General features: G+C 68.5%; 17 protein-coding genes. 6 read left to right on the top strand and 11 right to left on the bottom strand.

Features of this window, described 5'->3' with window-relative positions; all coding sequences use genetic code 11:
* Positions 1-147 precede the first annotated feature (147 nt).
* Positions 148-1,467 carry a family 1 glycosylhydrolase gene (locus tag GPX89_RS00695; protein WP_157354521.1) on the bottom strand — a complete coding sequence of 440 codons (1,320 nt, stop codon included), beginning with the start codon at positions 1,465-1,467 and terminating at the stop codon, positions 148-150.
* Positions 1,468-1,534: 67 nt separating this feature from the next.
* On the opposite strand from GPX89_RS00695, the gene GPX89_RS00690 reads away from it, so the two are divergent.
* Complete coding sequence (locus GPX89_RS00690) at positions 1,535-2,116, top strand: TetR/AcrR family transcriptional regulator (RefSeq protein WP_157354519.1); 582 nt, start codon at positions 1,535-1,537, stop codon at positions 2,114-2,116.
* On the opposite strand, the gene GPX89_RS00685 is transcribed toward GPX89_RS00690, so the two are convergent.
* Genes GPX89_RS00685 through GPX89_RS00670 form a run of 4 tightly spaced genes read right to left on the bottom strand, consistent with a single transcriptional unit; the run spans position 2,113 to position 8,449 of the window.
* A complete protein-coding gene (locus GPX89_RS00685) occupies positions 2,113-3,636 on the bottom strand; it encodes a YfcC family protein (RefSeq protein ID WP_328601378.1) in 1,524 nt (507 codons plus the stop codon). The genes GPX89_RS00690 and GPX89_RS00685 overlap by 4 nt on opposite strands.
* Positions 3,633-4,982: a M20/M25/M40 family metallo-hydrolase gene (locus tag GPX89_RS00680; protein WP_157354517.1), complete on the bottom strand. Its 1,350-nt coding sequence runs from the start codon at positions 4,980-4,982 to the stop codon at positions 3,633-3,635. Before GPX89_RS00680 ends, GPX89_RS00685 begins: the two co-directional genes overlap by 4 nt.
* A 57-nt stretch (positions 4,983-5,039) precedes the next feature.
* Entirely contained in the window at positions 5,040-7,433 is a 2,394-nt protein-coding gene (locus tag GPX89_RS00675; RefSeq protein WP_157354515.1) for an aminotransferase class I/II-fold pyridoxal phosphate-dependent enzyme, read from the bottom strand.
* Positions 7,430-8,449 carry a helix-turn-helix domain-containing protein gene (locus GPX89_RS00670; RefSeq protein WP_157354514.1) on the bottom strand — a complete coding sequence of 340 codons (1,020 nt, stop codon included), beginning with the start codon at positions 8,447-8,449 and terminating at the stop codon, positions 7,430-7,432. The genes GPX89_RS00675 and GPX89_RS00670 overlap by 4 nt, the downstream gene beginning before the upstream one ends.
* Positions 8,450-8,792: 343 nt before the next feature.
* Here GPX89_RS00670 and GPX89_RS00665 point away from each other — a divergent pair, with 343 nt between their 5' ends.
* Entirely contained in the window at positions 8,793-9,155 is a 363-nt protein-coding gene (locus GPX89_RS00665) for a hypothetical protein (protein ID WP_157354512.1), read from the top strand.
* A 33-nt stretch (positions 9,156-9,188) separates the two neighbouring features.
* Positions 9,189-9,758, top strand: coding sequence for a hypothetical protein (locus GPX89_RS00660; protein ID WP_157354510.1), 570 nt, complete (start codon positions 9,189-9,191; stop codon positions 9,756-9,758).
* A 161-nt stretch (positions 9,759-9,919) separates the two neighbouring features.
* On the opposite strand, the gene GPX89_RS45250 is transcribed toward GPX89_RS00660, so the two are convergent.
* Positions 9,920-11,299, bottom strand: coding sequence for an ROK family transcriptional regulator (locus tag GPX89_RS45250; protein WP_198347210.1), 1,380 nt, complete (start codon positions 11,297-11,299; stop codon positions 9,920-9,922).
* Between the two features lie 67 nt (positions 11,300-11,366).
* Between GPX89_RS45250 and GPX89_RS00650 the strand changes: the two genes are divergently transcribed.
* Positions 11,367-12,923 carry a carboxylesterase/lipase family protein gene (locus tag GPX89_RS00650; protein WP_157354506.1) on the top strand — a complete coding sequence of 519 codons (1,557 nt, stop codon included), beginning with the start codon at positions 11,367-11,369 and terminating at the stop codon, positions 12,921-12,923.
* 52 nt (positions 12,924-12,975) lie between these two features.
* The gene (locus GPX89_RS00645; protein WP_157354504.1) at positions 12,976-13,677 is read left to right on the top strand and encodes a chymotrypsin family serine protease; all 702 of its coding nucleotides are present in this window, start codon (positions 12,976-12,978) and stop codon (positions 13,675-13,677) included.
* 2 nt (positions 13,678-13,679) lie between these two features.
* On the opposite strand, the gene GPX89_RS00640 is transcribed toward GPX89_RS00645, so the two are convergent.
* The 4 genes from GPX89_RS00640 to GPX89_RS00625 form a co-directional block, all read right to left on the bottom strand.
* Positions 13,680-14,729 carry an aminotransferase class V-fold PLP-dependent enzyme gene (locus tag GPX89_RS00640; protein WP_157354502.1) on the bottom strand — a complete coding sequence of 350 codons (1,050 nt, stop codon included), beginning with the start codon at positions 14,727-14,729 and terminating at the stop codon, positions 13,680-13,682.
* A 47-nt stretch (positions 14,730-14,776) separates the two neighbouring features.
* Positions 14,777-16,183 carry a tetratricopeptide repeat protein gene (locus tag GPX89_RS00635; RefSeq protein WP_157354500.1) on the bottom strand — a complete coding sequence of 469 codons (1,407 nt, stop codon included), beginning with the start codon at positions 16,181-16,183 and terminating at the stop codon, positions 14,777-14,779.
* Between the two features lie 70 nt (positions 16,184-16,253).
* Entirely contained in the window at positions 16,254-17,756 is a 1,503-nt protein-coding gene (locus GPX89_RS00630; RefSeq protein ID WP_157354498.1) for a flavin-containing monooxygenase, read from the bottom strand.
* Positions 17,757-17,865: 109 nt separating this feature from the next.
* A complete protein-coding gene (locus GPX89_RS00625; protein ID WP_157354496.1) occupies positions 17,866-18,873 on the bottom strand; it encodes an AurF N-oxygenase family protein in 1,008 nt (335 codons plus the stop codon).
* A 209-nt stretch (positions 18,874-19,082) separates the two neighbouring features.
* Here GPX89_RS00625 and GPX89_RS00620 point away from each other — a divergent pair, with 209 nt between their 5' ends.
* The gene (locus GPX89_RS00620; protein ID WP_157354494.1) at positions 19,083-19,577 is read left to right on the top strand and encodes a PadR family transcriptional regulator; all 495 of its coding nucleotides are present in this window, start codon (positions 19,083-19,085) and stop codon (positions 19,575-19,577) included.
* Positions 19,578-19,581: 4 nt separating this feature from the next.
* On the opposite strand, the gene GPX89_RS00615 is transcribed toward GPX89_RS00620, so the two are convergent.
* On the bottom strand, positions 19,582-21,132 hold the full coding sequence (locus GPX89_RS00615) for a hypothetical protein (protein WP_157354492.1): 1,551 nt from the start codon (positions 21,130-21,132) through the stop codon (positions 19,582-19,584).
* Positions 21,133-21,135: the final 3 nt, after the last annotated feature.

Below are 21,135 nucleotides of genomic sequence, written 5' to 3'. Positions count from 1 at the left end.
CACCTGCGCGCCCGAGACGAAGCCGGTATCGCTCGCCGGATCGGGTCGCGGTGGGGCGACGCCCGGTGCGCGGTCGGGCCGTCCAGGGGAAGCTCCTGAGGCCCGAGCCGGGCGTCCCGCGGCCGATCCGGCGAGCCGCCGGATGGACTAGTGGGGCACGGCTACCGGGTCGGTGCAGCTTTCGACGGCATCGACCAGGGAGCAGGCCGAGGGGGCGCGGGTCGGGCGGTAATCGGCGGGGACGCCGCCGTCGCGGGTGATCGCCGTGTAGGCGGGGACCGCGTCGGTGGGGCGGCGGGTGAGGGTCGGGTCGGTCAGGACGTCGACGGTGTACAGGCCGAATCGCGGTGTGTAGGAACCCCATTCGTAGTTGTCGGTGAGGCTCCAGTAGTTGTAGCCGATGACGTTCATGCCGTCGGCCTTGGCGCGCTGCAGCCAGTAGACGGTGTCGCGCAGGTCGTCGGCGCGGGTGTAGCCGTCGGCGCGGGGCGCGCCGTTCTCGGTGGGCATGCCGTTCTCGACGATGTAGAGCGGCTTGCCGGGGAACTTGTTCGCGTAGTGGCTCAGCGCGTAGTAGATGCCCTCGGGCTGCAGCGGCTTCTTCCACATCTGGTTGAAATCCGCCTGGGAGCCCAGGGTTTCGGGAGTGAGTCCGTAGTAGTAGTCGATGCCGACGTAGTCGAGCTTGGCGGCGATCTTGTCGATCAGCGGGCCGTTCACGGCGTCGTCCGCGCCGGGGAAGTAGGCGACATTGCTGGTCACCATCGCGCCGGACTGCCGGGTGTGAATGTAGTCGTAGATCGCGTTGTGCGCCTGCGCGATTCGATCCCGCATGGCGCCGGTCTCGGTGATCGGCAGGCGTCCGGCCGCGGTCTCGAGGATGGGGTAGGCCACCGGCTCGTTGAAGGTCACCCACATCGGATCCGCCGACGCGAATCGGTCGACGACCGTGCGCGCGTTGGCCAGCCAGTCGTCCACGATGGCGGGATTGCCCCAGCCGCCGCGGTCGACCTCCCAGCCCGGATACACCCAGTGGTCGAGGGTGATCATGGGTCGCATCCCCGCCGCCTTGATCGCACCGATCACGTTGTCGTAGAAGCGGAATCCGTTCTCGTCCCAGACTCCCGGCTGCGGCTGCACCCGCGCCCACTCCACGCTGATCCGGTAGACCTTCACGCCCAGGCCCTTGGCCAGCTGGATATCCGAGAGGTACCGGTCGTAGAAGTCGATCGAATCCCGGTACGGGTCAGCGGTTTTCCCGGCGGCGGCGTAGCGGGACCAGTTGCTGTCGGGCGCGTGGCCTTCGGACTGGAAGCCCGAGGCCGCCACGCCCCAGAGGAAGTCCGGTCCCAGCGAATCGATCCGGGCGGGCGGTTCCGGCCGCGCGAACGCCGGGGCGGCGGTCGCGGTCAACGCGGCGGAAGCGGCCAGAACGACCAGGCTGAGAGTACGGCGGCGGGATCCCATGCCGAAAACCGTACAGTCTTCGGTTTTCAAGGACAAGAAACTCTCAGAGTCCGCTTAGACTTTGCCGATGGCGAAACGCGGACCCTACGGAAAAGGCATCGAGCGGCGAGAGCAGATTCTCGAAGCCGCCCTGCGCACGATTTCCGAACGTGGATTCCTGGCGACCTCGGTGGCCGAGCTGGCCGAAGCGGTCGGGTTGAGCCAGAGCGGGCTGCTGCACTACTTCGGCTCCAAGGAGGAGCTGTTCGTCGCGGTGCTGCGCAAACGCAACGAGATCGACGCGAGCACCCTCGAGAACCCGGGTCCCGAGATCCTGGTCGAGATCATCCGGCGCAATACCCGGGTGCCCGGCCTCATCGAACTGTTCACCCACATGCAGGCGGCCGCCGCCGACCCCCGCCACCCCGCCCACGAGTTCATGCGCGAGCACTACGAACGCGGCACCGCCGGATTCGCCGAACTCCTGCGCGGCATGCAGCGCAACGGCCTCGTCCCCGAGACCGTCGACCCGGAAGTCATGGCGACCGCGTTCATGGCCCTGGCCGACGGTCTGCAATCACGATGGCTCATCGACCCGTCCATCGATATGGAGTTCTACCTCGGGCAGTGCTGGACCCAGTTCACCGGACGCAAGTTCCCGGGCACCTAGCCGATCCACGCCGCGATGGCGAGGAACACGCAGATCAGCACGAACAGGATCCCCATCAGCGGGGCGACGAACCGCACGTAACGGTCGTAACGCACCTTCGCCAATGCGATACCACCGGTGACCACCGCGGTGGTCGGGGTGACCAGGTTCGCCCAGCCCGACGCGGACTGCCAGCCCGTGACCACCAGAGACCTCGGCACATGCGCGAAGTCGGCCAGCGGGGCCATGATCGGCATGGCCAGCGTGGCATGCCCCGAGGTCGACGGGATCAGGAAGGCCAGCGGCACGTTCACCAGGAAGACCGCGACCGCGAACACCGCGGAGGAGGTGCCCGACACCACGCCTTCGAGCGCGTGCAGCACCGTGCTGGTGATCTGGGTGTTGTTCATGATGACGGTGACGCCGCGGGCCAGCACGATCACGATGCCCGCGCCCACGAAGTCGCTGAAGCCTTTGCCGATGTTCTCCGACATCTTCCCCTCGCCCAGCCCGCCGGCCAGGCCCACCACCACCGCGCCCACCAGGAACAGGGCCGTCAGCTCGGAGAAGCTCCAACCCAGTTCCCACGCAAACGGTTTCGCGCCCTGCCCGTTGACGACCGTGCCCCACGGGATCACCGCGAAGATCATGAACGCGAAGGTGAGGCCGACCAGCCAGACCACCCCCACCTGCCGCTTGGTCATCGGATCCGGTTCGTGCTCATGGGCTTTCACGTCGCGGTCCCCGGGCTGCCAGCCGGACAGCGACTTGTCCGGATCGGCCTTGACGCGGCGGCCGTACCAGACCACGTACGCGACCGTGACCGCGGTCAGCGCCACCAGCATCGCCAGACGCAGCACGATGCCGTCGCCCAGCGCGACACCCGCGGCCGAGGACGCGGTGCCGGTGGCGAACGGGTTGACCGTGGAACACAGCACACCGATTCCGGCACCGGCGATGATCGCGCCCACCGCCGTCATCCGGTCATAGCCCAGCGCCAGGGTCAAGGGCACCAGCAGCGCGTAGAAGCCCAGCGTCTCCTCGGCGAAGCCCTCCACGGTGCCCGCGAGGGCGAACACCACCATGATGCCGACGATCAGCAGATACGACTGGTCGCGCAGCTTGTACGCCAGCCGCCCGATGCCGCTGTCGAGCGCGCCGGTGGCGAAGGCGACGGTGATGAACGCGCCGACCGCCAGCACGAACAGGAACACCGCCGCCGCACCATAGAGCGAACCGTCCACATCCGGGGCGACCTGACCGGTCTTGCCGTCCTGAATCCCGTAGAGCCCGTTGACCGGAGCCAGGAACAGATCCCGCACCCGCGCCCCGAAGCCCTTGACGTCGCTGAGGCGGTGATAGGAGCCCGCGATCGGGTGTCCCTTGTCGTCCATGTCGTAGGCGCCCGGCGGAATCACGAAGGCCGCCAGCCACACCGCGACGGTGACGCCCGCGAGAATGGTGTACGTGGAGGGAAAGGCCCGCTTCTTCTTGTGCGGCGCGGGCTTCGACTCGGTCTCGATCGTCCCGGCTTCGCTCACTTGCGCATCCTGTCCGCGAAGAGTTGGAAGAACTCGGCCTCGGCGAGCGCCACATTCCGCAACTCGCTCACCAGCACTCGCTCGTTGTAGCCGTGCATATTGCAGTTGGAGTCCTCGACGCCGAGCATGAGCACCTCGGAGTTCGGGTTGGCCGCGGCCATGGTGTTGGTCAGCGGAATCGACCCGCCCATCGCGGAATCGACGGCGTCGACACCCCACGCCTTCTTCATCGCCTCACCCATCGCCGCGTACGCGGGACCGTTGGTGCCCGCGGCGAATCCGGCGCCGATGTCACCGCCGGTGACCTCCAGTTCGATCCCGAAGGGCCGCACCTTCTTCAGATGCTCGATGACCGCGCGCTGCCCCTCGGCCGGATCCTGCTCCGGATGCACCCGCACGTTCAGATACGCCTTCGCGTACGGAACCACCGCGGACGCAGCGGTTTTCGTCGGCGGCGCGTCCAATCCGATCACGGTGATCGCGGGCCCGTACCAGATCCGCTCGCCGATCGGCCCGGTCCCGAGCAGCGGCATCCCCGGCGCCATCCCGGTCACCTCGGCGAACTCCTTGTCGGTGTAGTTCGCCCCCTGCCACTTGTCGCGCCGCAGCCCCGGCACCGCCACATTCCCGTCCGCGTCGTGCAAGGTCGCCAACGCGGCGACCAACGCCAGCAACGCATCCGGCGCGGCCCCGCCGAACTGTCCCGAATGCACCGGCGCGGCCAGCGTCCGCACCTCCACGAACACATCCGCCACCCCGCGCAGCGCCGTCACCAGTGTCGGCTGCCCCGCCCGGATATTCCCCGCATCGCAGATGAGCAGCGCATCGGCCTGGAACAGCTCCGGCTTCTCCGCCGGATAATCATCGAAGACCGACCCGTACTCCTCCTGCCCCTCGATCACCACCGTGATCCCGACGGGCGGCTTGCCCCCATAGGCCCGCAACGCCCCGATATGCGCCACCACATTCGCCTTGCAATCCGCCGCACCCCGCCCGTAAATCGCCCCGTCCTTCTCGGTGGGCGTGAACGGCGGTGTATGCCAAAGACTTTCGTCGCCGGACGGCTGCACGTCGTAATGCCCGTACAGCAGCACGGTAGGCGCACCCTCCGGAGCCGGAATCCGCCCGTACACGACCGGCGAGGTATCCGGCAGATTCAACACCTGAATCTCCCCCACCCCGGACTTCCGCAACTCCTCAGCGACCAAGTCGTGCGCCCGCCGCACGTTCTCCTTCGGATACTCCGGAAACGCGATCGAAGGTATCGCCACCAGCTGCCCGAGCAGCCCCTTCAACTCGGGCATCAACCCGTCGACAGTCCCACCCAAATCCCGGCGCAGTTCCATCCCGCTATCGAACCACCGCGCCTTCGAAATACAGCGAATCTCCGGCGACACGCCCGCCTAGGTCATCGCACCGAACCTCAGGATCGCGGCGGACGCGGCGGCGCCATAGGCGCGGCTCGCGGCCTTCGGACGCGTGGACGGGAAGTTGGAGCGGTGCATGACCGTGACCTCGTCCGCCACGGTGACGGTGTCGTCGGACCGGGTCGCCACACAATTGCCTCCGGCCTTGCCGGTCAGATCCACGACGACCGCACCGCTGGGCAGCGACTGCAGCGCCGTGTGATCCAGCAGCACCGGGGCGCGCGTACCGCGCTGCCCGGCCGCGCAGATCACGAGATTGGGCTGGACCGCGGCGATGTGCTCGGCGACCTCGGCCGGGTTCGGGTCGAGCAGGAATTCCTGGGCACCGTGTGCGTAGGCGTCATCTTTCTGTTCGATGTGCCTTCCCACCGCGGTCGGCGGCTCGTCGCGGTAGGCGTCGGCGGCGTCCATGGCCGCCAATCCGGCCGCGCCGCAGCCGAGAACCAGCGCGCGGACCGGACGCTCCGGATCCGCCGCCAGCAGCCACTCGCGGCCTTCCCGGTAGGCGACGCCGCCCGCGATCCGGCTCATGGCCGACAGCGGATCGGGTTGGGCCGTATCGGAAGCCCGCGGAATCCACTCGAAGGCAAGCGATTCCACACCACGCCCACGCAGGACCCGGATGCGCTCCCGCCGGCGCACCGGATCCTGAAAGCCCAGCAGCAGCTGGCCCGGTCGCAGCGGCATCGTCTCCAGGTCGTAGACCGGCGGTTTCACCCAGACCACCAGATCGGCGGCGGCGAAGACCGCGTCCGCGGTGTCCGCCACGGACGCGCCCGCCGCCGTGTAGGCCGCGTCGGTGAAATCGGCCCGCCAGCCCGCGGCGCGTTGCACCGCGACCCGCAGTCCGTGGGAGACCAGCTGCTCGACATCGTCGGGTGTCAGCGCGACCCGCAGTTCGCGCGCGGACGTCTCGCGCAGTACACCGACCGTCGTCACCCGGCGGGAGCGAGCCGGGATCCGGCGTTCCAGCAGGACGCCCGCGTAGGTGAGGCCGCCGTCGATGCGTTCGAGCAGCCGCTCGATCCGGTCGAAGAGCTCGCCCAGTAGACCGGGACCGTCCTCGCCGGTGCCACGCCGGGGCGTACTCACATTGAGCCGCACACCCATGCGCGGGGATCCGGTGCGATCCAACGCGACACAGTCGACCCCTGCCGCCATGAGGAGCAAGTCCTCGAGATCGGCGCTGGAACGCACACCGGCCGCAGCCATGACCGCATCGTCGAATTCGACCGTCATGAACATGCCGTCCGCGCTGCCGAGCGGGCGCAACAGCGATCGGCCGAAGCGGGCATTGATCGCGGCCACCATTCGATGCGCCGTATCCACCTGCTCGCGCAGCAGTTTCCGGTTGTGCGCCAGGTACTCGGCGGAGGTGGCCTCGAGCACGGCCCGCACCAGGTGCGTCGTCTCGCGCTGGAAGGACACGCGCAGCCGGTCGCGGATCTGGTCGAGCCAGGCCCGGTCACCGGAACAGGCCGCGCCGAGCTTGCACGGACCGAACGCGTTGTACGCCTTCGAATTCCCGGTGATCGACAGCACCCTGTCGTAGAGCGCGACCGGCCCCGCGTCGGTGTCCACGGTCAGGGTCGCGATCGGTGTGTGGCCCTCCACCAGCAGATCGAACGACATATCGCAGATGATCGGGACGTCCGCCGCGACCAGCACCCGGCCGATCTCGGCCAGCTCCTCGACCGTGTAGTCGGCGACCACGGGATTGCCGGGCAAGGTGAGCAGCACGCCGCACAGATCTCCCTGTCGCGCATGCGCTTCCAAGGTGCGAGCCAGCGCTTCCGGATCGATCCGGAAGCGGGTATCGGCCGTGACCGGACTGGTCACCAGGCGCAGGCCGAACTTGGCGATATGTCCCGCAACGCTTTTGTAGTAGCCCTCCGGGCATACGAGTACGCCGCCGGGCCTCGCCAGTGTCGCGATTGCTTCCTCCAGCAGCACCGTGCTGGAGTACGGGCAGACCACCACATCCTCGGGATCGACCGCGACCGGGGGCATTCCGGGCACCGGCCGGGACAGGCGCTGGAACAGCCGGTCGGCGGCCAGCCGCCGCAACACCAGCGGCTGGCGCTTGTTGTACAGCGACACATCCCGGAACTCGTCCGACCGAGGCCCGCCCGCCACCGAATTGTGTCCCGCCATCACCTCCGCCCACGCGGAATTCACTGCCGCGGCCGCGCTTTCGTCCATCGGCAGCCCGGTCTCACCGTGATAGGCGTCGATGAGGCCGTGATGGACGCGTCCGTCCAGGCCGGGAAACCGGCTCGCCGGGGAGAGGAAGGCGCGCGCGACCTTCTTGCGCGCGTCGGACCGATCCGCGATCTCGACCGGATCCGGCACGCCGACCGGCTCGTTCACCCTCGACCACCTTCGACGGGCAACTCCTCGTCATGCCACGCCGCCTCGAGCGCCGCCCAGAACCGGGTCCGGCAATCGCCGTGCTCCAGACGTTCGAACTTGGTCAATCCCACCCGATCCACGAGATCGTTGACCACCAGGGCCATCTGGGCGCTCTTGAGTTCATAGAGTTGATCGAATTTGCGGTGCGCGGTCTGCACGTCGTGCCGCAGGGACGAGAATCGGCTGGAGTCGCGCTCCCTGCGACGGAAGTCGTAGTCACCGGTCAGGACGAAGTCGTCGTCGACGATGAGCATGCTCTGGGCGTTCGGCGCGAAGGCCCGGTTGATCAAGATGGTTTCGACATCGGCCTTGACCTGCTGCCAGAGCTTGGTCTCATAGGGCTCCACGTTCTTGATGTCGTCGAGGACATAGACACGCTGCAGGGACACACCGGAATGAGCCTTGTCCAGAATCGCACGATGGTACTCGTCGCCCACATCGCCCCCGATCGCGCCGAGATCGGCGGTGTGGATGGCCCGAATGCTCCGTTGCGCGCGGCCGAGCACGGTCAGCCAGTCGTTGACCGTATTCCATTCGCGCACAACGACACTGCCCGAGGGGATCTGGGTCAGCACCTCCTCGGCGCGGGACAGCTGACGGTCGGCGATCTCGCGCAGCGGTGCCAGTTGCGCGGCCGAGTCGCCGAGCGCGACCAGGCTCTGGCCGATCGCCAGGACGCGCGAGGCGATATCCGGCTGCCGGGACAGCAGGATATTGAAGCCGATGCGCATCTCACTGCGCTCGGCGTCGGCGTCGGACTCGTCGTCGAGCCCGGGCAGCCGTTCGCCCAGCACCGCGCTCAGTTTCTCCCGCTGCTCGCGCGGCGGGTTGCGCTTGCCGTTCTCGATCTGCTGAATCAGACTGCGCGAGCACTCGACCCGCTCGGCCAGCGCCTCCTGGGTGAGATTGCGTTGCCGGCGGAGTCGCTTGACCGTCACGCCGATAGGCTCGCCGTCCGAGGCCTCGCGAGACATGCTCGTCTCCCATCATGATCTGCATTGCTCAGACGTGTCATGCGCAGCCCATACTAAGCACGATGTGTCATTTTCGCCATCGCAACACTTGCAAGGAATCGCGTATTCCTTTACAGGTCAGGCTAAGCGGACGAATGCCCCATGACGGGAAGTCGACAACGCACGCATCCGTGCGTGAACGATGCCATCAAGCCCTTGAAATGCAGTCAATTTGATCGATATCCGCGATATTTCAGCCATTTCGAAACATCCATGCGTATCTGTAAGCATCAAATGCTTCTGAAGTATCCATAATGAGCACAAGGTATTACTTTGTAGCATCCATGCACTGAAGTATCGTTGTGTGACAACCACTTTCGAGGAGGTGTCGGATCTCATGACCCTCGAGATGACACCGGTCGACAATCCGTGGGTGATCCGCAGCGACAGGACACCCGAGAAGGCAATCCGTACAGGGCCTTCCATCGACACCTACATGATCGGCTGGCTTCCCGGCCGACTGCTCTCCTTCGACGAGGCGTGCAGCGCAATGATTCTCGATGAGACCTTGAGCGATCACTCGTCGGAAGATCCGGAGTACGCCCTCGCGGTGGCCGAACTGCGCGCCGCCGAATTGGGTCTCGAGCTGCGGCAGGTTGTCGCGGTCCTGTGGCTCCGCGATACCGAGGGCATCGCATCAGAGGTTCCGGCACCGGTGCGGCCGTGACAGCACCTTTCGAGATCAAGGGGAGGCGATCTCATGTCCACCGAATCCTCCGACCGGGTGGCGGCGCTGGCGCTGCCGACCTCCGGATATCGGCGGTCGAGTCTGATCGGCACGATCAGTTCGGCGCCGCGGCCGATGACTATGCCCGCGCTGCAACCACTCTGGTTCGTCGGTTTGGCGGCGGCGCTGCTCTGGGAGGGAATGCTGCCGCTTTCGCGGGCGGCGATGGCGGTGACGGCGGGAGGGGTGGCCGTCACCGCCTTGATCGTGCACTGGGCGGCGCGGCCGCGGGTCGGTCCGCTCGCGCGGGTGGCCGGGTATGTGGCGCCGATTCGACGGCGTCGGGGGATGCGGGTGGGGATCACCGATGATGCGGGGGCCCAATGGATCCTGCATTTCCTGCCGCTGTTCGGAACGGATCTGCTGCTGGGGGATCCCGCGTTCGCGGACGGGCACGAGAATCGCCACGGCGAGTTCCGGGCGCTCACGGTCACCAATGTCCGCACCGGGCATCGGCACTTCAGCCGCTGGGCCGTCGCGTCGGTGACGGTCATGGTCTCGGTGATCCTCGCCGGGCTGGCCTTCAGTACCGCGCGCGGCTGAGCGGCCGGGCTCGGCGCGGCGGCCGGGCTCGGCGCGGCGGCCGGGCTCGGCGCGGCGGCCGGGCTCGGCGCGGCGGCCGGGCTCGGCGCGGCGGCCGGGCTCGGCGCGGCGGCCGGGCTCGGCGCGGCGGTCAGGCGCGGCGGTCAGGCTCGGCGCGGCGGTCAGGCTCGGGGCGCGGCCGGCAGCGGCGGGACCGCCGCGGGGTCGGAAAGGATTGCGCGGCGGGCGAAGCCCACGGCCCCGAGGACGATCGCGTCCGCGCCGAGGGTCGTCGGCGTGATCCGCAGGGCGAGGCCGGGGGCCAGGGCGCGGCGGCCGGACAGGCGGGACTCCACGGTCGGCATCAACCACGGAAACCATTCGGCGAGCAGCCCGCCCAGCACCACCTCGTCGGGGTCGAACAGCGCGGTGATCGAGAGGATAGCCGCGCTCAAGGCTCGGGCCGCGGTGTCGATCGCGGCCGTGGCCCTCGCGTCGGCCCGCGACAGCCGGGTCAGCAACTCCGCCTGCGCGGACTGTAATCCCTTGCGGTGCAGGAGATCGGCGAGGCCGGCGGCCTCGAAGACCGCTTCTGGACCGGCATAGCAGACCAGGCATCCGTTCGCGCCGCACACGCACGATGGGCCGTCCATCGCGACCGGGATGTGGCCGGGCTCGCCCGCGATACCGTGGCTACCGGTGTGGATGCGGCCGGACAGCACAACGCCGCCGCCGATGCCGGTGCCCGCCTCGATGAGCACCAGGCCGCGCGAATCTCGGCTCGAGGCATGGAATTCCGCCAGCGCCGCGGCGTTGGCGTCGTTGACCACATCGATGGCCACCGGCGGGGCAGACAGCCGGGCGGCGATCAGGTCGCGCAGGCGGACCGGCCCCAGCCAGCCGAAATCCGGTGCGACCACGACGGTTTGCGCCGGATCGTCGAGGACCGGGCCCGCCATGGCGACCACGACCCGGGCCAGGGCCGGTCCCGGTGAAACCTTCTCCCCACAGGGCCACGCCATCCCACCCGCAGACGATCCCGCATCCGCGGAGGACGCGGTCGGACCCGAAGACGATGCTGCCCGCAGCGGCCATGCGGTCGCACCGGAGGTGGATTCATGGCCCGCAGACAGCCGGGAAAGCGTGTCGCCGATTCGCGTGATGACGTCCGCGATGAGCTCGGCCATCGCCTCGGGCGTGCCCGGGGTCAGGGTGTGCGGAATCGTCTCGTGCCACTTCGTCTCACCGGCCAGGTCCGCGACGGCCACGCGCAGGTGTTCGGAGGTGATCTGGATGGCGGCGACGGCGGCGCGGTCAGGGGCCAGGCGTAGCGGGCGGCCGGGGCGGCCGCGGGTGCCGGAGCGGAGGGCATCGTCTTCGCGAAGGAGACCGCGGTCGGTGAGATCGGTGACCAGGGCGGTGACCGAGCCGTGGGCCAGACCGGTGGCGGCGGCGACCTCGGTGCGGGCGCAGGGGCCGTGGTCGGCGATGTGACGCAGGACCAGGCCGAGGTTGCGGCGGCGGATGGCGGCCGAGTCGGTGGGCGGGGGTGCGGAGTCCACGGGGTCGAGACTATGGTGTCGAATAATTATTTCAAGTCTTGACGTTAATTGTGGATCTGAGGGTGGCATGGCGGTGGAACGGTTCGGGCGGCGGACTCTACTACTCGGAGCGGGCGCATTGGCCCTGACCGCGGCGTGCTCCAGCGGCAAGTCCGGATCGGACGAGACGCACCCGGACACGGTCAGCACCGCGTACGGCCCGGTGCGGGGCGAGCGCCGCGACACCGGGATCGCGTTCCTGGGCATCCCCTTCGCACAGCCGCCGGTCGGCGATCTGCGCTTCGCCGCGCCCGAGCCGCCCGTGCCGTGGGTCGAGACCCGCGACTGCACCCGCTACGGCCCGACCGCGCAGATCAAGCAGCTCGCGGAGGTCACCGCGATTCCCGAGCCCTCGATCCCCGGCGACGACATCCTCACCGCGAACGTCTTCACCCCGAACCCGGACAAGAACGCGAAACTGCCGGTGCTGGTGTGGATTCACGGCGGCGGCTTCGTGGCGGGCAGCCCGGCCAGCCCGTGGTACGACGGCGCGGCCTTCAATCGCGACGGCGTGGTGCTGGTGTCGGTCGGCTACCGGCTGGGCATCGAGGGCTTCCTGCACCTGGACGACGCCCCGGACAATCGCGGCGTGCTGGACTGGATCGCCGCACTCACCTGGGTGCGCGACAATGTCGCGGCCTTCGGCGGCGACCCGGCCAAGGTGACGATCGCCGGGCAGTCGGCGGGCGGCGGCGCGGTGTGGGCGCTGATGAACACCCCCTCCGCGAAAGGGCTGTTCCGCGCGGGCATCTCGGAGTCGGGCGCGCTCACCCAGCCCAATGACCGGGCCACCGCGCAGGCCGTGTCCGAGTTGTTCACCAAGCGCACCGGCATGCCCGCCACCGCCGCCGCGCTGCGCGACGTGAGCAAGGTGGCGCTGCAGGACATGGAGGACAAGCTGCGCGCCCCCGACCCGGACGGCTCGGCCGCCACCATGCTGGGCCTGGCCCCCTTCGCGGACGGCACGCTGATTCCCGCGACCAGCGCCGACGTGCTGAAATCCGGTGCCGACCAGGATATTCCGCTGATGATCGGCTTCACCGCGCACGAGTTCAACGCCGCCTCGCTGAGCGGCGCGCAGCCCGAGATCACCGATGCGACACTGCCCGCGGCGCTGGGCGCGCTGGGCTTCGCCCCGACCACCGGCGACGCCTTCCGGCTCGCCTACCCGGGCCTGACCGCGAATCAGCTTGCCGGACAGGCGCAGAGCGACGCCGTCATCCGCATGCCGTCCTACCGGGCGGCCGAGATGCGGGCCGGGCGCGATCAGCCGACCTGGCTCTACGAATTCACCTGGACCTCGAATGCGCCCAAGTTCCAAGGACAGTCGTTCCACTGCCTGGACGTGCCGTTCGCCTTCGACCTGCTGAAGGCGCGGGGCGTGACGGCGGTGGCGGGCGACAATCCGCCGCAGGCGCTGGCCGACGCCGTACACCGGGCGTGGGTGGCCTTCGTCAGCAACACGGACCCGGGTACGGCCTGGCCCCGCTACACTCTCGACCGGCGCGAGACCATGATCTGGTCCGATGCACCGCACGTCCAGTCCGATCCGTTCGCCGCACAGCGACCGATCTGGCTGCGTTGATCGCGAGGGCTACGGTGTAGCTAAAGGCGCCGAATCGGATGGGTGGTTCGTCATGCAGGTTGCGCAACGCTGGATCGCACCGGCCGCGGTGGTCGTGGCCTGCGGATTCGCCGCCGCACCGGCCGCCTCCGCCGATTCGGGCGACACCGTCGCCGCCCTCGGCGGCGGTTCCGGGCTGGTGCTGGGCCGGTCCACCAAATGCAGCCTGACCGCCATCGGCTACGACGCCGCGGGACGGCTGGTCGGCTTCACCGCGGGACACTGCGCCGAGGCCGGGACGCCGGTCCACGGGGAGCAGTTCCCCGACGCCGGGGTGGTCGGCGTGGTCCGCGACTCCGACGCCGAACTCGATTACGCCGTCATCGAATTCGATCCGAGCGTGGTCACCCCGCTGCGATCGGTCAATGGCGGCACCATCGCCGGGCTCGCCGCGGCCCCGCCCGCCTGGAGTGTGGTGTGCCAGAACGGCCGGACCAGTGGCAATGCCTGCGGTGTCGTGTGGGCATCGAGTCCGGTGGGTTTCATGGAGCAGGCGTGCTCCAGCTATGGCGACTCGGGCGCGCCGGTCACCCTGGGTGACCAGCTGGTCGGCATGGTGTCGGCCCCGCTCATCAGCGACACCCGGGTCATCCGCTTCAGCTGCACCGACGCCAACAACCCGGTCCACACCCCGGTCATCGCCGTCGCCTTCGACACCGTCCGCAATGCCGTCGACGCGGGCAAGGGCGTGGGCAGCGGCTTCCAGCCGATCTAGCCTCAGCCGATCAGCGCGTCCAGGGCGCGGTCGACGTCCTCCTCGGTGTTGTAGAGGTGGCAGGCCAGCCGCAGCCGCCCGGCGCGCATGGCGCCCACGACGCGCGCCGCCCGCACCCGCTCCAGCGCCGGCTCGGACACCTCGAGCGACACCACGGCCGAATTGCCCTCGGGCAGGCCGAGTCCCTTGCGCAACCGGTCGGCCAGGGCGACATCGTGGCGATGGATGGTGTCGATGCCGACGCCTTCGATCAGTTCGAGACTGCGGCGCTGCCCGATCCAGGCCTGCCACACCGGCCCGACGTCGAAGCGCCGCGCGTCCTCGGCCAGCCGCAGCGGACCGTCGTAGCAGGTCTCCCACGGGTTGTAACCCGCGTACCAGCCGGCCGCGACCGGGCTCAGGTCATCCAGTGCCGCAGGCGTTCCCGCCAGGAACGCGGTGCCCTTGGGACCCAGCAGCCACTTGTAGCCGACGCTGACGATCCAATCGGCCCCGGTGTCGTGCACCGGCAGCCAGCCCACCGCCTGGCTGAGGTCGAAGAGCACGCGTGCTCCGTGCGCCCGCGCGGCGGCCACGGTCCTCGCCACATCCAGCACCGCGCCGTCGGCGGATTGGACCACCGCCGCCGCGACCACATCGTCCCCGGACCGGATGGCCCCGGGCAGTTCCGCGAGCGGCACCACCCGCACGTTCAGATCGCCGCGCACCAGGAAGGGCCAGAGCACGGAATTGAATTCATGCTCGGGCACCAGCACGTTCGCGCCGGGCCGCAGGCTCTGCGCCACCAACCCGACCAGCTGCGACACCTGCGACCCGACCGCCACCCGGCTCGCCGCGAACCCGGTGAGCCGCCCGAACGCGGCGCGGCATTCGTCGATGATCGAGTCCACGCCGGGGATGTCGAACTCCCCGTGCGCACGCTGTTCGTCGGCCGTGGTCACCGCCGCCAGCACGGATTTCGGCAACAGCCCGTAGCTGGCCGCGTTCAGATAGGTGGTGGTGGGCGCGAACTCGGCTCGCACAATGGATTCGAACGCGGGCGCAGTAGTCATCACTCCATCCTGCGACCGCGTGCGCCCATCCGAAAAGGTCCACCCGGTCAGTTACTGGCTCGATCTTGCTCCTGCCGAGCGGGATCGGAGGTGATGGCCTTGATCAATCCATCCTCGGTGAACGCGACCGCCAGCCGATGGCCCTGCGCGAAATCACCGGCGATCACCTCCCGCGAGAGCTGGATCCGGGTGCCGTAGTGCTCGATGAACCCCCGCACGATCAGTGCCTGGTCGACCGGGAAGACCTGCGCGGCGGTCATCAGCAGGCGCGGTGCGGCGATCGGGTCATATTCGTCGGCCGGCAGGCGCGGATCGTCCACATGCAGATAGGTGACGCCCTTACCGTCGTTGATCCCCATCGCCTTGACCCCGTTGCCGCCCAGCAGCGTCGCGGCCGCGATGACCATGGTGGTCGCCGCCTGCTTCGGATTCGGGAAGTTCGACAGATCCAGCCTGCCGATCATGAACTCCGGAATGCCCTGCCGCGCACCGTACTCCCGGATCTCGGCGAGCGCTTCGAACGCCGGGCGATCGGTATCCAGATACGGGTTGTCCCAGGCCCAGAGCCAGCTCTGGTCGAGATTGGAGAAGCTGCCCAGCATGGTCAGCCCGCCGTAGCTGTCGGTATCGGTCGTCAGCGTCCGTGCCGTGAGGTCGTAGCGCAGGTAGCCGTCGCCCAGCGCGTCGTTGAGCAGGTCCTGCTTGTGGATCGCGGCGGCCGCACCCCATCCGCCGAAGGCTTCGAACTCGGGACTGAAAACACTCGGGCCATCGGCGAATTCGGACCAATAGCGCGCCTGCGCCGCCGCGCCCTGCCGCCGGTAGTGCTCGGCCAGCGCGTGCCCCGCCTTGGGATGCCCGAACCCGGCGGCCCGCCGCCACGCGTCCAGCATGCCTGCGACATCGCCTTGGTCACCACGCACGAAACCGAGATTGAAAGCGGCGCCGCTGTTTCCGCGCTCGGCCGCCCGCGTGTACCAGAGCGCCGCGGCCTCCTGGTCACCGCGGCCGCCGTCGTCGTGGATGCGGCCGATATTGAAGGCGGCCTTGTCCAGTCCGGCCTCCCAGGCCCGCCGGTACAGGTCCAGAGCCTCGTCCCGCTCGCCGCGGCCCTCCACGATCTTGGCCAGATTCAGCAGGCAGCTGCCGCCGCCGACCGCGGCGCCGCGCCGGTACCACTGCTCGGCGGCGACCAGATCGCCGCGCTCCTCATCGAGGTAGCCGATCTCGAAAAGGCAGTCGGGATCATCGGTTTCGGCACCGCGCTGCCACCACCGCACGGCGTCGTCGCGATCGCCGCGCCGCAGCAGCAGATCCGCCATGTCGTTGGCGGCCCCGGCGTGCCCGGTCTCGAACGCCCGCCGGAACAGCTGCTCCGCGGACTCGAGGTCCCCCGCACGCACTGCCTCGAGACCCCGATCCCGAAGCTCGACCGACTCGGCCGGATAACTCATGTGTGTTCTCCCCTCCACGCGAAACACCGACCGTACACAGGGCACGGTCGGGTTCGCGAGTGGGAATCGCTCAGGCCGAGCGGGATTCGGCGGGAGCCGTGGCGGCCTTCGCGGTGGTTCGGCGGAAGCGGAGGACGCCGTCCTCCAGCGGGGCCTTGCGCAGCATGGTGCGGTCGCGGAAGTAGTTGTTGATGACCTGCCACGGGCCGCGGGTGCCCTGGCGGGGCATGACGCCGTCGCCGCGCTGGATGTAGCCGGAGGTGAGGGCGCCGCCCATGAGCGAGGCCTCGGACTTGTCACCGTCCTCCGGAATCGCGACGACCTCGTTGTATCCGTTGTCGCGCATGTGGTTCAGCAGGCGGCAGAAGTACTCGGCGGCCAGGTCGGCCTTGAGCGTCCAGGAGGCGTTGGTGTAGCCGAGGATGACCATCATGTTGGGGACGGTGCCCAGCAGCGCGCCCTTGTAGGCCACCAGGTCCCGGGTCGCGAGGGTTTCGCCGTCCACCTCGAGGGTCGCGCCGCCGAGCATCTGCACGCTCAGACCGGTTGCGCTGACCACGATGTCGGCCTCGATCTCCTCGCCCGAGGACACCCGGATGCCCTTCTCGGTGAAGGTCTCGATGGTGTCGGTGACGATGGATGCTTCCCCCTTGCGAAGCACCCGGAACAGGTCACCGTTGGGCACCACGCACAGCCGCTGATCCCACGGGTTGTAGGACGGGGTGAAGTGGCGCATGTCGATGTTCGGGCCGACCTGCGCCCGCACCGCGGCCAGCATGAGCTTGGCCGAGAGCTTGGGATTGGTGCGCGAGAGCTGGTAGCTGGCCCGCTGCAACGCGATATTGCGGGCGCGACCGGCCTTGTAGGCAATGGCGGCAGGCACTTTCGCGAACTTGAAGCCGACCGCGACCGGGTCGTCGGCGGGCAGCGCGGCGATGTAGGTGGGCGAGCGCTGCAGCATGGTGACGTGCGCGGCGTCCTTGCTCATCGCCGGCAGCAGCGTGATAGCCGTTGCGCCACTGCCGATCACGACGACCTTCTTGCCGCGGTAGTCGAGATCCTCGGGCCAGTGCTGCGGGTGCACGATCTGCCCGCCGAAGTTCTCCTCGCCGGGGAACGCGGGCCGGTAGCCGTTGTCGTAGTCGTAGTAGCCGGTGCAGCCGATCAGGAAGTCGCTGGTGTAGGTCTCGGTCTTGCCGCTGCGCTCGTCGAGCACCTCGACGGTCCATCCGCCCTTGTCGCTCGACCAGGCGGTCTTGGTGACCTTGCGGCCGAAACGGATGTGGTCGGTGACGCCGTACTCGGCGGCGGTGTCCTCGATGTACTGGCGGATGTGCGGTCCGTCGGCCAGCACCTTGGTGCCGTGCCAGGGCCGGAAGCCGTACCCGAAGGTGTACATGTCGGAGTCGGAGCGGATGCCGGGGTACTTGAACAGATCCCAGGTGCCGCCGATGGCGGTCCGGCGTTCCAGGATCAGGTAGCTGCGCCCGGTCTTCTCCCTGGTCAGGTGGCAAGCCATGCCGATACCGGACAGGCCCGCGCCGATGATCAGTACGTCGACATGCCGCGTCATTGGGTACTCGCTTCTGGTCGCGCCCGGACACCGGCGTCCGGGCGCACCGAGTATTACATGTTATTTCAGGTTACGTCTACTGTCGCCGCCCGGGAGAGGACCAAGGCCCTCAGGCCGCCCGGACCTGACCGGGGCGATCCGGCTCCGAGCGATAGCGGGTCGTCGGACCGTCGATGCCGAGGACGCGCCAGACCCGCTTGGACACGGGGTTCATGAGCCCGATCCGCTTCGCCAGCGAGCGCACGTCGCCGAAGAAGCCCGCGAACGCCTCCTTGGACTCCGCCGAGCCGAAGAACACGTCCTTGCGCACCTCGCGCGGAATGTCGAACTCCCGGAAGAACGCGCGCGGCGGGATCACGATGGCCCGTCCGCCGATCCACATGACGATCGGGAACGCCAGCGACAGCACGAACTTGCTGAACGGATCCGCCTGCGGCACATGGTGCTCCAGGAACTCGTGCGCGAAGGAGATGTGCCGCGCCTCCTCGGCGATGTGAATCGCCATGACGCCGCGCATGATCGGGTGCACCTCCTCGCCCGCGCGCAGAATCGCCTTCTGCACGTGGTCGATCGGCTCCTCACCCGAGAGCACGGCGATGAAGAACAGATTCGGGAACAGCGAGGCCAACGCCGGAACGACATAGGTGAGCTGCTTGAGGATCGGCCCCATGCCCGGAACGTCGATCCCGATGCGGTTCACCATCTCCTGGAACATGAGGGTGTGGTTGCACTCCTCGATGACCTCGTGGGTGCAGTAGCGGAACTCGGGAGAGCCGTTGCGCAGCTTGAAGGTGTGCTGCACCATGCCGCCGATGAGCAGGGTCTCGAACTGCAGGCCGACCTTGGCGATATTGGCCTGCCGCCACAGCCCGATGGCGATCTTGCGAGCCTCGGATTGCGCCTGATACCAGGGATGCCGGGCGAACATGTCACCGGAGACCGGCAGAATCCAGCGCTTGTCGTTCGGCGTGACCGCGAAATCGGGATTGTCCCAATCGATATCGGTGAAAGGATCGAAGTGCTTGTCGACCGAGCCCTGCGACAGCAGCAGGAGTTTCTCGGCATACTGCCGGGCGAGGTCGACCGTGGGATCGGTCTTCACGGGTGCTGACGTCATTGTCAGAGCCTCTCGGGGAGAGTGACACATGTTACTGTTACCCATAGTTACACCGACACTGGCAGGGCGTCAACAAGAGATCGACTCCGACCGCCGTCGCGTGTCACCGGAATATCTGTGTGGGCGCACAGGCTGGGCGCATGCTCGACACCCTCATCCTCGGTCTGCTGGCCCTGCGCCCAATGTCCGGCTACGACCTGGGCAAATGAATGGACGGCCCCGGCCGGTTCGTCGGCTACCGGGTGACGCTGCCGCAGGTGTACCGAACCCTGGGCAAGCTGGTCGAGCGCGGGCTGGTCGAATTCGAGGTCGAGGCCCGCGAGGGCAAGCCGGACGCCAAGGTCGACCGGCTCACCGTCGACGGCCGGCAGACCCTGCTGGACTGGGCCCACTCCCCCTACGAACCCGCGCCCCGGCCGATGAACCCCGACTTCATGATGCGGTTCCTGCTGGCCGGAGCCCTCGGCCGCGAACTGGCCGTCGAGGTGCTGCGCACCGAATTGGACTACCGTCGCGAGCAAGTCCGCACCCCCACCCGGATCGATGAGCTCAGCGGTGCGCTCGCACCCATCGACGACATCGATTCCGGCTGGGCCGCACAGGTCATGCGGGCCGCGCACGAGCAGGGCCGCGCGTCGACCGCCGCCTATATCGGCTGGCTCGAGGTCACCCTCGCCGACTTCGAGAACCGTCCGCACGCCTGACCGTTCACGAACGGCGCAGCACGGCCTCCGAGTACGCGGGGAGGTCGAGGACATCGGAAACCGCTGCGCTGGTTTCGGAGACGGTGTCGCCCGCGACGAAGGCCGGGGCGGCGGTCGGGGCGGCCGTCTGGATCCGCACTTCCTGTGCGCCGACCAGGTTGGGCGGCAGGGTGATTCGCAGGGGCCGGTCCGAGGCGTTGATCAGGACCGCGCGGGTGCCGCTCGCTGAGGTCAGTTCGGCACCGGTGAACGCGTCGGCCGCACCGGCATACGGTGGCAGCAGCAGTGCGGCGGGCGTCCCGATGCCCGGATCCAGGCGCAGCGGGCGGACCGTGGTCCCCTGGTCGAGGCAGTGGTAGATCGGGGTGAGCGCCATGTTCAGGGCGGTCCGTCCGTACGGGACCGAACCGCCCGAACCATCCGAGATGAGGGCGTGCACAGCCTGATTGGTGGTGCCGCCACCGCCGGTGGTCGTGCTCGGCGCGCCGTTCAGGGCACAGTGCATGACCGCCATGCCCGCGCGCGGATCGAGCAGCGCGCGCAGCGTGAACGAGGCCACGCTCAGGCCCACGGCCCAGGTCTGCTGAACGGCGGGCAGCCGATCCAGCGGCGGGGTCGCCTCCTTGCCCATCTGGTTGTACTCGGTGAACCACGCTTGCAGGCCGGAGGGCATATCCCGCAGCACGGTGTCGGCGACGTGGGTCCAGTTCACGACGCCGCCGACGGCCGTCGAGCCGATATCGGCCGCGATCGGGTCGACGATCCAGTAGGGATGGAAGGTGACCGCGTCGGCGTCGCGAATCGTCGCGTACAGCTCCTGATTCCAGTCGGCGTAGCGCTGCCCGAATCCGGCGCCCATGACCAGCGAATCATCCGCGGCCGCCACGCCGATCCGCGCCTGCGGGAATTCCCGGCGGATGGCGGCGATCCACTCGTTCATGGTCCGGGCGTAGTCGGCGCCGGTGGGATAGATGTCCTCGTAGACCTGCATCGGAACCCACAGCTCATTGCCGAGCTCGACGTAGCGGACCGGCATGCCCAGCCGCCGGGCCTCCCGCAGCATGTCGAGCTGGTCGTCGAGGGTCGAGGTGACCACGTTCAGATCGAACAGCGGTGTCGCGCCGGTCCGCCGTACGATATCCGCCCAGTCGGCCAGGGTGAGCGGCGGTCGGCCGTCATTGCGCCCGGCGAAGCCGCCGCCGGGCCGCTCATCGAAAAGGCCGGTGCGCCAGTCGATCCACTGCGAGGTGGTGCCGCCCTGCACCCGGACCAGACCCGGGCCGACAGCGGTCAGCGCGTCCTGGAAGACGGGATCGTGCCATTGCCGGGCATTCTCGGCCGAGATGATGCGAGCGCCGTTGACGCCGAAGAATTCCCGATCGGCGGTGCGCGAAAGCTGTTCGGGTGTCATCCGATACGACTGCGGCACCGGGTCAGCATGGCCGGGCGGGGCGAGGCGGGCCGCGGCGGTCAGGGCCGCGCCGCCCAGGATTCCGAGGCCGAAGGCGCGACGTCCCATGCCCGCGCCGGTCCGGGATGAGGTCGATTCCTGCATGGC

Source organism: Nocardia terrae, assembly GCF_009760405.1.
Lineage (GTDB): Bacteria > Actinomycetota > Actinomycetes > Mycobacteriales > Mycobacteriaceae > Nocardia > Nocardia terrae.
This window is presented reverse-complemented; position numbering and strand designations above follow the sequence as displayed.